Origin of the sequence: Corallococcus sicarius (assembly GCF_003611735.1) — a bacterium.
Taxonomy (GTDB): domain Bacteria; phylum Myxococcota; class Myxococcia; order Myxococcales; family Myxococcaceae; genus Corallococcus; species Corallococcus sicarius.
In genome coordinates, this window is the sequence record NZ_RAWG01000230.1 from 1 (window position 1) to 15,561 (window position 15,561).

Below are 15,561 nucleotides of genomic sequence, written 5' to 3' on the forward strand. Positions count from 1 at the left end.
GGAAGGGAGGGCCCTGTCGCGCTCCGGCCGTTCTGGGCCAGCGGAGAGGGCAGGTAGGCCGCCAGGATGTGGTCGCTCAAGTTGCCCAGGCAGCTGAGGTTGGCCAGCCCGGGGCCGTGGGCCAGCCCCGCGAGCGCCGGCAACTGGAGGCGCGGAACCAATCCGCGCAGCGACAGCGTGGAGTCCAGCTGGCGCATGACGGACGCCTCATCCGTCAGCGAGCACCCCACGCGCGCCTCCACGAGCGGGCGGCAGTCGCCGAGCAGCTTCACGAGCGCGCTGAGCGGACACGCTCCCGTGCAGATCGCCACGGCGTCGAACTCCTTGCGCACCACCTCGTCCGGCTGCTCCACGACGACGTTCGCTAGGCCGTTGCGGCTGAGCTGCAGCTCGCGCACGCGGCCGACGATGAAGGTCAGCTTCCGGTGGCGCGCCAGCTGGGCCAGCGCTCCCGGAGACATCACCCCGCGGTCGGTGCGGCGCACGAACTCGTGTCGCTGGGACTCGGCCAGCTGTCCCCATGCGACGAGCTGCGGATCGGAGTAGACCGAATTCTCCAGGAAGGACTCCGCCCGCGAGTACGGCAGCGACGGCGCCACGAACGTCAGCTCCAGGTCCTCGCCGTACTTGCGGATGAGCGACAGCGCGAGCGACACCGCGCTCTCGCCGCACCCGACGATGCAGACCCTGCTGCCAGGGGCCAGGTAGATGGCGGCGATGTCGGCCTGGGTCATGGTCGGGGTGATGACGCGGTGGGCGACCTCCTTCGTGTAGGGCAGCATCTTCGGCAGGCCCGGCCCCGTCAGGACGAGTCCCTTCTCGGCGAGCAGGGTGTCCTTGGCGCCCGCCGCCGTCTCGCACCGCAGCAGCCACCCGCCGAGGTCCAGCCGGACGTCCGTGACGGTGGCCAGCCGCAGCTCCACCCCGTTGACCGCCCGGGAGAGGGCCCAGGCCATGTACTTCGCGAACTCGCTGTGCGTGGGGAAGGACGCCCCCGTGTCGATCCACCGCCGGTACTCGCCGATGTGTACGAGGTAGCTCTGCCAGGAGAAGCGCGTCATCGCCGCGTCGATGTCCTGGCCGCCGACGCCCAGGCGGCTGGCGCTCTGGTAGGGGAAGCCGACGTCCTTCTCCGGGCGCGTGCCGAGGATCTCCTGCCCGCTCGTGAAGCCGTGCCGCCCGGTCCAGGATGCAGCGACCTCCCGTCGCTCGACGAGGGTCAGCTTCAACGGCCCGTACCCGAGCTCATTGAGTACGTGCACCTTCGCGGCGAGGGCGACGGCCTTCGGACCGGCGCCCACCACCACGAGGTCCGTACGGGACCCGGTCGGCTCGGTCACCGGGTGACCTCCCACGCCATGTGGTGGCATTCGATGCGGAAGCCGTTGCGCAGGTAGGAGCGGTGCGCCAGGTGCCGCTGATAGCCGGTGTCCAGGTGGACGGCGTCGCAGCCCAGCCGCCGCGCCTCGTCCTGGAGGTGCCGGAGGAGGGCGGAGCCCAGCCCCGTGCGGTGGCGCGAGGCCACGGCCACCAGGTCGTCGATGTAGAGGATGTGGCCCCAGGCCATCGTGTGCAGGAAGCGATAGCCCGCCGCCGCCGGCACGGCGTCGCCGTCCTGGAGGAACACCAGCCGGTAGCCCTCAGCGGCCTGCGCGCGCCAGCGCTCGACGAAGTCCTCTTCCGACTTGAGGTGCGGCCGCAGCTCCTTGAAGGCCTTGAAGCACCGGCGGACCTCCGCCTCATCGCTCGCGAGGCGCACCTCGTTGCGCACGTCGATTGAAACGCTCATCGGGATTCCTCTTTCGGCCGCTGGGGCATGGCCACGATGCAGGCGCCAAGCCGGTTGGTCATCTGCCAGAGCATCTCCATGCCGCACTCCTCGAAGAGCACGCTGAGCATGCCGGCGGTGAAGCCCTGCGAGTAGAAGTGCCTCCGGCCGGTGAAGGTCGCTCCGCCCCGCTCTTCGTGGGTGAGCGTCAGGGGTTCGACGCCGCAGGCGACGTAGTAGCGCTGCCGGATGTACGTCGAGTACTCGCTGGTGTTGAAGACGGAGATGAGCAGCAGCGCGTTGGGCACGCTGCACAGCCGCCGCAGCAGCGCGGCCGGATCCCGGAAGCCTCCCAGGAAGTTGAAGGGGAGGTGGATGAGCAGGCGCTCCCCGGGCATCTTCTGCAGCCACTGCTCCACATCGAGCGCGTTGGCGCTCACCGCGTGGGCCCGTCCCTCCAGCCCCTCGGCGGCGATCCGCGCCTGGAGCCGGGAGATCGCCTCGGGGTCCAGATCCACGCCGAGGTAGCGGATGTTGGCCGAGCGGGACACCTCGAGGGCGCGCCCGTCGAAGCACCCCAGCTCCACCAGCGCATCACGGCGATAGCGCTGGATGGCGTTGAACGCGACCAGGGCCTCCAGCTGCAGGAGCGAGAACACCTCGTCGGGGAAGTTCGAGACGCTCATCACCGCGGCCGAACCGTCCTCGGCCCCGTAGAAGTTGATGTCGTGAGGCGCCTCGGGTTCGAAGGTTGCTTGCCGACTCATGCGACACCCCGTTTCTGATCCAGGCTGGAGAGCACCGTGCGTGCCGTGAGTTCCGCGATGCCGGGAGCCAACCGGATCCCGGAGCCATGCGTTCCCGTCGCCACGGTGACGCGCTCCCCCAGCGCCCTGCAGGGAGCGATGACGGGCTCGAACTCATGCGTGTAGCTGTCCACGAAGACGCGGTGCCCGGAGACGGACCAGCGCCCCTTGCCGAGCAGCAGGTCGAGGAAGCCGCTGGCGCGCTCGATGACGACGTCGGCCATCTCATGGGGTGCGTCCGGATCCACGCCCCACTCGTCGTGACGGAGGCTCAAGCGGTACCCGCCTCCACCATGGGCCGGGTGGAAGTACATGTCCGCGCCCGGCCAGCCCACCGCGGCATTGGCGCGCAGGCTTTCGTCCACGGCGATGTTCAGGCCGAAGACGCGCTTGGTCCGCAGGCCCAGGTTCGCGGACCAGGCCCGGGTCCGCTCGTTCCAATCCGGCAACCACGGGCCCAGGGCCAGCACGACATGACCGGCGGAGTACGTCCGGCCATCCGCGCACTTCACCGTGGCCCCCCGAGCGTCCTCGTCGAGCGCGACCACCGGGGTGTGCTCCACCACCTGCCCCCGGCCTGAGCGCGTCACCTCCTGGGCGAGCGCCTGGCACCACGCCTCGGGGTCGATGACGAAGGACCTGCCGACGACTTCGCGGACACCCTCCGGTGCACGCCAGCCGGGCGGGATTCCGCGCGCGCCGCTCGTCAGCGGGGGCGCGACGTGCGACGGGAGGTCGATCTCCGCGTCGACGAACCAGGTCATCGGGACCTCGCGGCGGTACGCGGCCGTCTCCCTGGCGCGGGCCTCGTGCCAGGCCCAGCTGGCCTCCACCAGCTGACGGTGCAGGGCGGTCCGGAAGTAGGGCATGTCAATCGCCCCCGGATACATGGAGGCACCCCGTCCGATGAAGTCCCGCTCCAGGACCGTGACGGACCGGTGGGGGTCGCGCTCCAGCAGGGCCGCGGCCGTGGCCAGGCCGATGACGCCGCCGCCCACCACCAGGACGTCGGGATGACGGTCAGCCGCCACGGGCCACCTCCCGCCACCAGAACGAGATGACCGTGAGGTCCCCGGTGGAGAGGTTGGTGATGGTGTGCGGCGTCCCCGCAGGCACGGTGAGCCGCGTCCCGGGGATGAGCCCGATGTCCTGGCCGCTGACGTTCGCGCTGCCGCGGCCCTCCTGGACCATCCAGGTCTCCTCGCTCGCGTGGTGGTGCTGCTCGGTGGTGCAGCCCGGCTTCACGGTGAAGACCATGGCGCCGTAGCGGAGGCCCCGGGCTTCCGCCTCGATTTCACCGAACACTTCCGTGGGATCCGAGAACATGGGTCCGCCAGCATCAGGATGTTTCACGGCTACCTCCTCAGCGAGGCGGGAAGGCATGCATTGAGCTCCGCACGCGTCAGGGTCCGGTAGGTCCCGTTGCCGGACTCGGGCTTCACGAAGCCCCGCTCGGTCTGTTCCAGCGACGGGGTGCCCGGCAGGCCCAGCGCGGTCCAGACCCGCTGCGCCGCCTTGGGCAGGATGGGCCAGGCGAGCAGGGCGAAGCCGTACAGCCAGGCCGCGGCCGCATCCGCCGTCACGTGGAGCGCGGGGGTGCGCTGCAGCCAGCGCTCCACGCACGAGAACGCACCGGCGAGGTCGAAGGTCGCGGGGGTCAGGAAGTCCGTCTGCAGGCCCAGCTCGACCTCCAGGTAGCGCATGACGCCCGGGTCCCAGGCGGTCGCGCTGGCGGCCGTGCGGAGGGCCTCATTGGTGACGGCCGCCATGCGGGCGCCCAGCTCGTTGTGGAACTGGAGGAACTCGTCCGCGCGGAACGTGAGGCGTCCGAACTCCGGGTTGCGCAGGCAGAGGTAGGCGCGCACGAGGTCCACCTCCGCGCCGCCGAGCGTGACGATGTCACCCGCCCAGATGACGTGGCCCCGGCTGGTGGAGAACTTGCTGCCGTCCAGGTCGTAGAAGTAGTTGACCAGGAAGTGGTCCATCGGCTTGTACATCTCCTGGCCGAGCGCGCAGCCCACGGCGCCCACCAGGAAGGGCACGGTGTTGTCGATGCCGAACGACAGCACGCACGTCACGTCCGACTCCCGGGCCAGCGGGTTGAGCTCCGAGCCCGTGAGCTGCCGGTACCGCTCTCCCGCGACGAAGTGACAGCCGATCAGCAGCGCCGAGTACGAGAAGATGACCTGGCCCTTCGAGACCTCGGGGTGCTCGAACGGGATGCCCCAGGGGCTGGGGACCGTCAGGCGGATGGAGGATCCGTTCGCATCCAGGTACCGCTTCGCGATCTCGATGAAGTCGCGGCGGACCTGCGCCTTCTCCAGGTGCTCCAGGATGGCCGGCGCGCCCTTGCGCAGGTCCAGGAAGAGCGAGGTGCGGTCCTCGAAGCGCAGGGTGCCCGGGAAGTAGGCCGTGGCCGGGTTCTGCATCTGCGACGGCGAGAAGTGACCGCCGCACGACTCGCAGAAGAAGCCCACGAGCGGCTGCTCGCAGTAGGGACAGCGGCCCTTGAGCCAGCCACTCACGATGGGGTCGCCCACCCCCGGCCGCCACGCACCTTCCGGGGCCGGCGCGCCGCCCGTCTCCGCGAGGATGGGCAGCGGCTCGGAGCGGACCGCCGCGTTGCCGGACCGGATGATGCCGTTGAGGAAGTCGCGGTTGACCTTGTCGTAGGTGCCGGCCCACTCACGGTCCAGCGGGTTGATGAGGTCGTCGTATTCGATGCCGAGCGCCGCCAGATCCTGGGCGATCTGCGCGGAGAAGCGGTTGGCGACGGTGGCCGGCGTGGAGCCCTCCACGTAGGCCTTGATGAGGACGTGGGACTCGTGCACGTCCGACACCGAGACCATCTTGACCTCGGCGCCCGCGCGCAGCAGGTGCCGGCGCAGGACGTCCATCTTCAGCAGGGGACCCGCGACATGGCCCAGGTGTGCACGGCCGTTCGGCACCAGGCACACCGGCGTGAGAAAGAACTTCCGACCGCGCAAGCCAAGCTTGTGCATGTTGACTCTCCTGGGCGGGCCTCGCCCGCGATGTTTCGAACGCTTCACTCCACGAAGACGCAGGTGCTTCAGCTCGCGGGCTTCGCGGTCTGCTCTCCGACGAACCGGCCGATGATCGAGGTGAGCTCTCCCGGCCGGTCATGCATGCAGTAGTGGGTCGCGCCGGGCAGCTCGACGAAGCGCGCGCGGGGCAGGGTGTTGGCCACCCGCAGCCCCAGCTTGGACGCGACGATGCGGTCCAGCTCCGCGCCGATGACGAGGACCGGGGCCTGGATGGCGCGTACGTCCGTCTCGATGGAGACCTTCCAGAACTCGCCGATCTGCTTCGCGTACTGGAGGGTCGACTCGTTCGTGGCGTACGGCCCCATGATGTACGGCATGAGGCTGGGATCAATGCGCCCGAGCACCTCCGCTCCGAAGTCCGACCCTGAATCCGACTGCGTGCGCCCGGCGTTCACGGCGTCCGCGATGGTGGTCCGCACGAGCGGGGCCATGCCGGGCGAGCGGCTCAGCAGCTGGAAGACCTTCTCCAGCGCGCGTTCGTAGGGCGTGTCGAGGCTCGCATCGCCGAAGGGACGGTAGTTCCCGGCGAGGAAGACCATGGATGCGACGCGCTGCGGATGGGCGAGGGCGTACCGCGTGCACAGCTTGGGCCCCGTACACCACCCGATGAGGTGCACCGGCCCCTCCGTCGCCGTGTCGATGATGGCCGCGAGCTCCCGGTCATAGTCGTCCAGCGTGGCGACCTGTCCGTCTTCGCGGAGGGACTTCAGCTGCCAGATGACCACGCGATGGTCCCGGGCCAGCAGGTGGATGAAGCGCAGCCAGTATCCGGGGTCCTGCGCGATGGCGTTGACGATGACGACGTACGGGCCCGTCTCACCGAAGACCTGGATGCTCGTGCTCCCTCCGCTCGGCACGCCCCGCTGCGGCACCGCAGGGAGGCCGGTGAGGCGTGCGCGCTCGGCGTCGTGCGTGTCGGAGTGGTGGCGGTGCCAGGCGGACGCCAGGTCCATCAGCTCCGCGGGGCTGACGGCATCCGCGGGCCGGACGTGCTCCGTGAGCGCCGTACGGGCCGAGGTGAAGGCACTCCGGGCCGCTTCCGTCCTGGACTCGAAGAGGCGGTCGACCGCCGAGAGGGCGGACGGCGCGGCCCCCAGGCGCAGGTCGACGCCGTAGGCACCGCCCAGGAGCTCGCCCAGGCGGGAGGGGCCGCTGTTCGCGGAAGCCACGATGCGGTAGCGCCCGGGAGGGCCGGAGCTCGCCGCGAGGACCGCGTCCGCCGCGCTCGCCGCACTGAGGAAGCGCACGTTCGCGGGGAGCGTGCTCTGGAGCGGACGCTGCCCGAAGTAGCCCGGCTCCCGGCTCCGGACCTCCCGGAGCGTTTCATCCAGGGACTGGAGGAGCCGGGAGAACGCAGTGGGGACGAGCGTGTCGGGCCCCGACGCCACGGGTTCCAGTTCAAAGTGTCTGGAGATGACTCCGGCGCCAGGGGCGTGATCGACAAGGTCATCCCTGTCATCCATGCCTGGAGATGTGACGTGCCAGATTTCATTGCCAGACATCGCGACCGAACCCGTGAGGGTGGGCGCGAGCCCCTCGGGCTGGACCTGGAGACGCTTACCCGGATCATGGCCCAGCAGGGAGACAACCGCCGCCCGTGCTTCAGCGACCCGTGCGCGCGGGGCGGAGAGATACACGTCTGTTGAATGCGCGAGCCGCGCGGCGATACGGATTCCGACCGGGCAGGCAGACCTGACCCAGATCATGGACCACCGGAAATCATGTCTTCGTCTCACTCTCTCTAGAGGAGAAAGCCAGGTGTCGTGGATCGGGGAGGGCGATTGAGAACAGGCGCAATGGGCCATTGAAACAAGTGTTCTCTGAAATACGATTCTTTCTAGATTAACAAAAAAGACATGTCAATCCCCTGGCCCCCTCATTTGCGAACGCTTTGCTATGTCGCTACAACGCACTGATGATATTTCGATTGCATCATCTCGGTATTACCGTCGAATCGCTTGATATGGCACGCGGGTTGTTGAGTCCCGCGTATCAAGAGACACACGTCCAGCGCGCCATCACAACCTTGAGCTGCCTGGACGAAGTCGCAACCAACCGGCACCCTGCCTTCGCTATTTCCCTGCACGCCAGGGAGGCGAGCGTGGACCTGGAGCTCATCGAGTACCCGGTGGTGACGCCGAGGCCCGGGGCCTTGATTCCCTGGGAGTTCGCGCCCGAGCACAACATTGAAGCCGTCAAGGAGGCCCTGCGGGAACTTTCTCCGAAAGCGCGTCAGGGTTTCTCATTCGCGGAGCTGGCTTCCTTGATCAATGGCTACCGGGCGGTGAACGCCGTGGTCGTCCCGGTGGAGGACGTGGTCGCGGAGCACGCGTTCTGGCAGCGTCTTGGCTTCAAGGCAGTCCATGCCGACAAGGACCTCGTCGTCCTGCGGCACGATCCCTACGTTCCCCCCGCGGGACCGCGATACATCCTCCTCCACGCAGTTCCGTATACCGTTCCCCACTTCACCGACATGGACGGCGTCTCGGAGATTGCCCTGCTGTGCAGCTCGTGCGCGGCTGCATACAAACGCTTCCCCGAGACCACGTTCCGCACGAGCATCAGCGAGGTGCTGATTGCGGGACGCAAGCTGAACATCGGCTATGTCCGCTCCCCCGCGGGCGTGCTGGTGGAGCTATTCGCCCTGGTTCTTTCCTGACGGCTTCCGGGCAACGAACAGCGCCCAACCGACATTTCCACGCTGCGCCATGTCGACCCAGAATGCGAGGCCGTCCAGGGTTCGGTTGATGAGCTCATCTCCGACCTGCTGGGTCAGCTCCCCCCGGTTCGCGAGCGTCTGGGCCCGCGCCGCCGCGTAGCTCGCCGCCACGTGCTCTGACCAGTCTTCAATGCGCTGGAGCATGAAGCCCGCGGCGATCAATTCCTGGGCATAGCGGTTGACGTCCCACATCTCGGGCGTCCGGACGCGGGCGTAGAGCCGCTCGCGCTGCTCTGGCGACAGCCCGTGGTTCGCGAGGATGTCGGTGAAGTCAAAGGCCCCCCCCGGCTTGAGCACACGGAAGGCCTCGCGCAGGATGCGCGGCTTGTCCGCGCCGTACATCAGCGAGTCCTGACTCCAGACAATGTCAAAAGTTTCCGCCTCGAACGGAAGCTCATGAAAGTCGCCCTGCGCGTAGCGGATGCGCTCACGGGCCTTGGACGTCTGTGTCTGGCGCTCGGCTTCGGCGATCTCCACCGGGCTCAGGTTCAGTCCCACGACGTGGCAGCCATGATGTTCCGCCAGCTGGCGCGCTGGGCCGCCGTAGCCGCTGCCCAGGTCCAGCACCCGGGTGTTCGCGTCCAGGCGAACGGCAGCCGCCATCCGCTCGGTGGTATGGACCATGGCGTGTTGCTGCGAGTCACCTTCCGCACGCGGCAGCCCCAGGTGGAGGTTCTCACCCCAGGTCGTCTTGTAGATGGTGTCCGCCGGGCCGTCGTAGAAGTCACGCACTCGAGCGGTCGCCGCGTCTCGTGTTGCCTTGTCCATTCCCGCTCCAGGAGCCTGTCGGACCTATCCCCGTTTTCCGCGACCTTATAGCGGTTCACTGCGGGTGGTTCAATGGCCGAGTCGGGCCACGCATTCCCGAGCCATTCGTCTCCCTTGAGCGGCTCCAACCCTGCAAGTGATTGGATCCAACCCAGGATGGCGGGCGCCCCGGGGTGAAGGTGGAAGTTTAACGTGGGGCTAGACTCGGCGCCCCATGCGTTTCTTTCTGACCCTGCAGGACGGCCGACCCTTCGCGTTGGAGAAGCCGGTGGTGTCGGTGGGCTCCGACCCTGCCTGTGACGTCGTCCTCACCGCGTCTGGCGTGAAGCCCAGCCACGCGCTGCTCTTTCGTGACGCGCGCGGCTGGACGGTGTCCGCCGCGAGCCCGGGCTGCGACGTGCGCGTTCGTGGCAAGCGCGTGGAGCTGTCGCCCCTGGCCCCGGGGGAGTCCTTCGTCGTCGGGCGCGTTTCACTCACGCTGGAGTCTTCCGAAGAGGCCCGGCCCACGACGCAGGCGGACGCGCCGGCGGCTCCCTCCTCGCGGCTGCTGCCGGTGCTGACGGACTTCGCGTCCCGGCTGCTCGTGCAGCGCCCTGCCTCGGAGCTGCTGGAGGTGACCCTGCGGGGCATCGCGGATGTCACCTCCGCGGACGTGGGCTTCCTCGTGTCCGTGGAAGGCGAGCAGCGTCAGGTGCTGGTGGCCACCGGCTCCGTGCCGGCCGCGGTGGTGGCGGACAGCCTGGTGGATCAGGTCGTGGGCTCGGGGGCTCCGGTGTGGGTGCCTGACGTCGCGGCGGAGGCGTCCCTGGCGGGGGCTCCCAGCGTCGTGGCCCTGCGCCTCACCTCCGCGCTGGTGCTCCCGTTGCGTGCGGGGACGGCGCCCCTGTGTGCCGTGTACCTGGGGCGGCGCCTGGGCAGTCCTGCATTCTCCTTGCGGGACCTGGAGGAGGCCGTGGCGCTGTCGTCGCTCGCGGCCCTGCTGCTGGCCACGTCGCGGGAGCTGACCGAGCTGCGCGCGCACGTGGACAGCCTCACGCAGCGGATCGCCGCGGCCACCTTCGAGGGGCTCATTGGAGAGTCCCCCGCCATGCGAGCCCTCTACCGGCAGGTGGAGCGGCTGGGGCCCACGTCCCTCCACGTCCTCATCCAGGGGGAGACGGGCACGGGCAAGGAGGAGGTGGCCCGCGCGCTCCACCGTCGCAGTGGTCGGCGGGGACGGCTGGTGGCCATCAACTGCGCGGCGCTTCCGGAGTCCCTCATCGAGCGTGAGCTCTTCGGGCACGTGCGCGGCGCGTTCTCCGGTGCGGGCGCGGACCGTGCGGGGCTGGTGGAGGCGGCGGATGGCGGCACGCTCTTCCTGGATGAGATCGGGGACATGCCCCTGCCGCTCCAGTCGCGCCTGCTGCGCGTGGTCCAGGAGCACGAGGTGACGCGGCTGGGGGAGCACCGTCCCCGCAAGGTGGACATGCGCGTCCTGGCGGCCACGCATCAGCCGCTCAAGGCGCTCGTGGCCCGGGGTGCCTTCCGCGAGGACCTGCTCTTCCGCCTGGACGAGGTGCGCCTGGAGGTCCCCGCCCTGCGCGAGCGCGGCGACGACGTGTTGCTCATTGCCCACCATGTCTTGAAACAGGAGGGCGGCCGGGCCCGGGGCTTCACCCAGAAGGCCACCGAGGCCCTGCGCGGCCATCCCTTCCCGGGCAACGTCCGCGAGCTGGTGTCGCGGGTGCGGCGCGCGTCCATCTTGAGTTCGGGAGAGCTGATCGGCGTCGAGGACCTGGACCTGGAGGCGGACGCGACGCCGCTGTTGCCCCTGGACGCCGCCCGTGACGCCTTCGTGCTGCGCTACGTGCGCGAGGCCATCGCGAGGAGTGGGGGCAGCAAGAAGGACGCGGCGCGGGCGCTGGGCATCGGCCTGCGCTCGGTGTTCCGCTACCTGGGGGAGGAGGACTGACGCCCATGGGCTGTTCATCCTCCCTCGGTCTGGAGTACTCCTGGCCGGCCCCCATGCGTCTGCCTGTCACCCTCCGCCTCGCGTTGCTCGTCTTGTGGATGGGTCCTGGCTGCCCGCTCGACATCCAGGTCCGGGAGGAGGCGGACGCGGGCTGCACGGGGCAGGGCTGTGTGCTCGCGTGTCTTGGCGACCGGGAGTGTCCGGAGGGGCAGCGCTGTGATGACGCCTTTGGTCAGTGCGAGCCCGGGCTCCGCCTGACGCAGCCGTGCCCGGATTCCGTCTCGTGCCCTCCGCTCGCGTTCTGTCGCGAGGGCCGCTGCGCGAGGCCGTGCAGTTCGGGGTGCCCCACGGGGTACCTCTGCGGGCCGGAGTCCCAGTGCATCGAGACGTGCGAGGGCCTGACTCCGGAGACCCTGGGCCGGTTCTGCGAGAGCTCCCTGGAGTGCGCCCGGTGTGGCTTCTGCGCGGACACGGACGGCGCGAAGAAATGCCATCAACCCTGTCAGGCGGACGCGGAGTGTCCGGGGGGCGAGCCCGGCGGGTGCCAGTTGATTCCGCTCAGCACCCTGCGCGTGTGCCGACAGCCATGAGGCCCTCGCGATGACGGGCGAACTGCTGGCGGGCCGCTACCAGTTGGAGCAGGAGTTGGGGCGGGGCGGGATGGCCACGGTCTACCTGGCCCGCGACCTCCGGTTGTCACGGCGGGTGGCCGTGAAGGTGCTGCACGCCGGCCTGGAGGCGCGCTTCGCGGAGCGCTTCCGCCAGGAGGCGGAGGTGGTGGCGTCGCTCAAGCACCCCAACGTGCTGGAGGTGTATGACTTTGGGGAGGACGCCGTGCGCGGCCCCTTCCTGGTCTGTGAATGGGTGCAGGGTGAGAACCTGCGCGACCTGGCGCGAAGGCTTGCCCCCGTGCCGCCGGAGGCCGCCGCGCTGCTGGGCTGGGATCTGGCCCGGGCGCTGGAGGCGGCGCATGCGCGCGGCGTGGTGCACCGGGACGTCAAGCCGGACAACGTGCTGGTGGCCCGGGGCGGCCCGCTGAAGCTGGCGGACTTCGGCATCGCCGCGCTGGCCGACCAGGTGCGCTTGACGAGCACCGGCGCCGTCATCGGCTCGCTGGCGTACATGGCGCCCGAGCGCATCGACACCGGCGCCTGGTCCCCGGCGTCGGATGTCTACGCGGCGGGTGTCCTCTTGTTTGAGCTGTGCGCGGGCACGACGCCGCACGCGGGTGAGGGGAGCGCACGGCTGGCGGTCTCGGTGATGACGCGGGATGCGCCGTCGTTGTCGACCGTGGTGCCGGGCACGCCTCCGGCGTTGGCGGCGCTCGTGGAGCGGTGCCTCGCGCGCGATGCTCGCGACCGGCCCGCGGATGGCGCGGAGCTGGCGGCGTGCCTGGAGACGGTGGCGCGGTCGCTGGTGGGCGCTCCGGCCGAGGCGTCGCGGGTCTTCTTCCAGGACCCGGAGGGCTCTGTCGCACGCTGGCGCGAGGAGCGGTTCCAACGGCTGCTGGGGGAAGGTCGCGCGCTGCTGGAGGCGGGGCAGGGGGCCCAGGCGGCCCGGTGTCTCAACGCGGCCCTGACGCTCCGGCCCGGCGCTCTTGAAGTGCTGGCGTTGCTGCGGACGCGGCCTCGCAACCGGCGGATGAGGGTGTTCGTGGGGAGCGCGGTGCTGGGGGCGCTGTTGGCCTTCCTGGGCGTGTGGGGATGGAGCGCGCGGCGGGCGCCGGAGGAGTCCATGGGAGCGGCGGAGAACCCCTCCAAGGCGACGGCACCGGACGCTGGAGACCCTCTCGCGACGATGGTGACGGACCCTGCTGCGGGGAACCCCTCCAGGACGGTGGAGAAGGCACCCGAGGCGTTCGCGGGTCAGGCCCCGACGCCTCGCCCCGGAGCTCCCCGGCGGCCCTCGCCGACGGCGCCAACACCTTCCGGCCCCACGGGCCCGAGTACCGGGACCGCTCCGACGCCTACGGAAGCGCCGTCGTCCAGCCCCGTGGCCTCCGCCCCGGGCCCAGGCGCCAACGCCCAGGACGCCGCGACCCTGACCGTGGTGACGCGCCCCTGGGCGGAGGTCTTCGTGGACGGCCAGAGCCGGGGCTACACGCCCCGGCTCCGCGAGGTGCGCCTGTCACCCGGGACGCACCGCCTGCGCTTCCACAACCCGCTGTGTGAGCCCGTGGAGGAGGTCCTCCAGGTCGCGGCCGGAGAGACCGTCTCCCGTGACGTCTCGCTCCGGGTCCTCGATGCGGAGGTGACCATCGTCGCGCCGGCAGCGGCGCGCGTCTTCGTTGATGGCGTGGAGGTGGGCGTGGCGCCGCTGGGCGGGCCCGTGAAGCTCCCGCACGGCGGGCATGTCGTGTCCGCCCGGGGACCTGGAGGCAACGTGTTGCGACAGACGGTGGAGGCGGTGGCGGGCAGCCGGACCACGGTGGTGCTGGAGGCGCCTCCGTGAAGGCCCTCATCGTGGCCCTGGTGTTGGCGTCGTCCTCCGCGCTGGGCCCCGCTCGCGAGGCCTACCAGTCCGGAGACCTGGCGGGGGCGCGCACCGCGTTGGAGGCGCTGCTCCAGCCCCTCCAGTTGCCCCAGCGCGCGGACGAAGCCGAAGCCCACCTGCTCCTCGCCGCGACCTGCCACGCGCAGGAGGACCTGCCGCGCGCGGAGCAGGAGGTGGTGGAGGGGCTCGCGCTGGACGCCGACGCGAAGCTGGATCCGCTGGTGTATCCACCGGACTTCATCGCCTTCGTCGAACGGGTCAACGTCCTGCGACGGGAGCGCATCACCCAACGCGCCACCGAACGCCGCCCGCCCGTGCTCCTGCCTCCAGCTCCCACAATCCAGTCGGCGTCGAAGGGCTGGTACCTGGTGCCGTTCGGCGTGGGGCACCTCCAGCACGGCCGGACGACGAAGGGCACCGTGCTGGCGGTGACGCAGGGGACGACCTTCGCCGTGTCCGCCATCTCCCTGGGCACGGCGCTGGCGCTGCGGGGCTCCGACGGTCGCTACTCCGCCAACGACGCCCCCACGGCCCGGAAGCTCAACGTCTCCTATCTGGTGGGGGCCTATGCCTTCGCGGCGCTCTACAGCTACGGGGTCCTGGACGGCCTGCTGTCCAACCCCGAGCCGCTCGCACCGCGAAGCGCCCCGCGCTGAGCCGTGCGCTACTGCGGGACGGAGTACGTCAGCAGCAGGGACAGGCCGTTCTGATTGACGGGGTTGTAGGCGCCCATCGTGGCAATCCAGCCGCACTGCCCCGTGGCACGAAGGTCGACCACCTGGTTGTTGTTGCTGAAGAGGATGGAGGAGGGCTCGAAGTTGAAGCCGCCCCGGCCGAGCTGGTTCACGGGCACCGCGAAGGGCGTCCCGCGCAGGTCGATGTTGCCTGGCCCCACGGCGCTGCACGTCATCGCCGCCGCGTAGGGCATGGATGTCACCGGGAACTGATTGCCGTGCAGGATGGACCCGGAGGACCACGAGTAGGTCTGATCCGACGTGTCCACCCGCAGCGTGACGGGGTTGATGCGCAGCCGCGTGAAGACGGTCCGCACGTTCGTGCCCGGTGAGACGCCCCCTGCCGTGTACTGCGAGTAATTGACGTTGTCGCCCGTGCGCGACAGGTTGAGGTAGTCGGTCGGCGTGCCGGCCATGTCACGGCACCACGCGCTCCACGGCCTGGCGGGGTCCTTGTTCACGAACAGCGTGTAGTTGCCGTCCGTGGCCTCCGGGTGCGCCGTCTTGATGTCCTGGCAGCTCGAGGGCCGGTCGCCCTGGCGGTACTGGAGTTGGAGCAGGCCGCCCCCCTGGTTGTAGGGATTCACGATGCCCGCGAGCCCCACGAAGCCGCAGTAGCCTCCGCCCGACAGGCTCACGACCTGATCCGCCTCGCTGGAGACGGCGCCCGTGCCCGCCATGCTGCCGCCCCAGGGCACGAGCTGCCCCGTGGGCACCGCGAACGGCGTGCCCCGCAGGTCGATGTTGCCCTGCGACAGCGTCCGGTTGCAGGACATGGCCACGCCGTAGGACATGGACGTCACCAGGACCTGCGAGTTGCTGTGCCGGAGCGACCCCGTGGAGGTCGCGAACGTCTGATCCGCCGTGTTCACCTTCAGCGTGGCGGGGTTGATGCGCAGCCGGCTGAAGGTGGTCCGCACCGTGGTCCCGTACGACGCGCCCCCCGCGAGGTATTGCGAGGAATTGGCGCCCGCCTGCGTCAGCGTGAGGTATTCGGCCGGGGTGCCGGCCATGCCATGGCAATACGCGGTCCAGGGCGCGGAGGCGTCGCCAGAGACATACAGCGTGTAGTCGCCATCCGGGGCCTCGGGCGAGGCGGTCTTGATGTCCAGACAGCTCGTGGGCAGCGCTTCGAGCGCCTGCGCACGCGCCGTCGCTTCGGACGGCATTGGCGCGTCGTCAGCGCCACAGCCGGTGGCGAGCGCCGCCAGGCTCAGGGCCAGCGCGCGCCAACCACGGCGGAGCGGGGAGGAGGGG

General features: G+C 69.9%; 13 protein-coding genes. 4 read left to right on the plus strand and 9 right to left on the minus strand.

Annotation, left to right across the window (positions count from 1 at the left end):
- From D7X12_RS28910 to D7X12_RS28940, 7 genes are all read right to left on the minus strand, one after another.
- Window positions 1-1,340: SidA/IucD/PvdA family monooxygenase (locus D7X12_RS28910; protein ID WP_120628488.1), on the minus strand; the 1,340-nt coding region annotated here is incomplete at its 3' end.
- Complete coding sequence (locus D7X12_RS28915) at window positions 1,337-1,789, minus strand: GNAT family N-acetyltransferase (protein ID WP_120628489.1); 453 nt, start codon at window positions 1,787-1,789, stop codon at window positions 1,337-1,339. The genes D7X12_RS28910 and D7X12_RS28915, both read right to left, overlap by 4 nt.
- Window positions 1,786-2,535, minus strand: a complete 750-nt coding sequence (locus D7X12_RS28920; protein WP_120628490.1) for a class I SAM-dependent methyltransferase — start codon at window positions 2,533-2,535, stop codon at window positions 1,786-1,788. The genes D7X12_RS28915 and D7X12_RS28920 overlap by 4 nt, the downstream gene beginning before the upstream one ends.
- A complete protein-coding gene (locus tag D7X12_RS28925; protein ID WP_158620142.1) occupies window positions 2,532-3,605 on the minus strand; it encodes an NAD(P)/FAD-dependent oxidoreductase in 1,074 nt (357 codons plus the stop codon). The genes D7X12_RS28920 and D7X12_RS28925 overlap by 4 nt, the downstream gene beginning before the upstream one ends.
- Window positions 3,595-3,900 carry a cupin domain-containing protein gene (locus tag D7X12_RS28930; RefSeq protein ID WP_158620143.1) on the minus strand — a complete coding sequence of 102 codons (306 nt, stop codon included), beginning with the start codon at window positions 3,898-3,900 and terminating at the stop codon, window positions 3,595-3,597. The genes D7X12_RS28925 and D7X12_RS28930 overlap by 11 nt, the downstream gene beginning before the upstream one ends.
- A 29-nt stretch (window positions 3,901-3,929) precedes the next feature.
- Window positions 3,930-5,576 (minus strand): class I tRNA ligase family protein, encoded by a 1,647-nt coding sequence (locus D7X12_RS28935; RefSeq protein ID WP_120628493.1) that lies wholly within the window; start codon window positions 5,574-5,576, stop codon window positions 3,930-3,932.
- Window positions 5,577-5,644: 68 nt separating this feature from the next.
- Window positions 5,645-7,027: an alpha/beta fold hydrolase gene (locus D7X12_RS28940; protein WP_120628494.1), complete on the minus strand. Its 1,383-nt coding sequence runs from the start codon at window positions 7,025-7,027 to the stop codon at window positions 5,645-5,647.
- A 713-nt stretch (window positions 7,028-7,740) separates the two neighbouring features.
- On the opposite strand from D7X12_RS28940, the gene D7X12_RS28945 reads away from it, so the two are divergent.
- Window positions 7,741-8,298: a hypothetical protein gene (locus D7X12_RS28945; protein ID WP_147443834.1), complete on the plus strand. Its 558-nt coding sequence runs from the start codon at window positions 7,741-7,743 to the stop codon at window positions 8,296-8,298.
- Here the strand turns inward: D7X12_RS28945 and D7X12_RS28950 are convergent.
- Entirely contained in the window at window positions 8,275-9,126 is an 852-nt protein-coding gene (locus D7X12_RS28950) for a class I SAM-dependent methyltransferase (RefSeq protein WP_120628496.1), read from the minus strand. The two genes, D7X12_RS28945 and D7X12_RS28950, sit on opposite strands and share 24 nt — an antisense overlap.
- Window positions 9,127-9,340: 214 nt before the next feature.
- Between D7X12_RS28950 and D7X12_RS28955 the strand changes: the two genes are divergently transcribed.
- From D7X12_RS28955 to D7X12_RS28970, 3 genes are all read left to right on the plus strand, one after another.
- Window positions 9,341-11,077 carry a sigma 54-interacting transcriptional regulator gene (locus D7X12_RS28955; protein ID WP_120628497.1) on the plus strand — a complete coding sequence of 579 codons (1,737 nt, stop codon included), beginning with the start codon at window positions 9,341-9,343 and terminating at the stop codon, window positions 11,075-11,077.
- A 600-nt stretch (window positions 11,078-11,677) separates the two neighbouring features.
- The gene (locus D7X12_RS28965; RefSeq protein ID WP_120628498.1) at window positions 11,678-13,528 is read left to right on the plus strand and encodes a serine/threonine-protein kinase; all 1,851 of its coding nucleotides are present in this window, start codon (window positions 11,678-11,680) and stop codon (window positions 13,526-13,528) included.
- Window positions 13,525-14,226 carry a hypothetical protein gene (locus D7X12_RS28970; RefSeq protein WP_120628499.1) on the plus strand — a complete coding sequence of 234 codons (702 nt, stop codon included), beginning with the start codon at window positions 13,525-13,527 and terminating at the stop codon, window positions 14,224-14,226. The genes D7X12_RS28965 and D7X12_RS28970 overlap by 4 nt, the downstream gene beginning before the upstream one ends.
- Window positions 14,227-14,234: 8 nt before the next feature.
- Here the strand turns inward: D7X12_RS28970 and D7X12_RS28975 are convergent.
- Window positions 14,235-15,561, minus strand: a 1,327-nt coding sequence (locus D7X12_RS28975; protein ID WP_120628501.1) for a GON domain-containing protein, incomplete at its 5' end; no start/stop codon positions are given.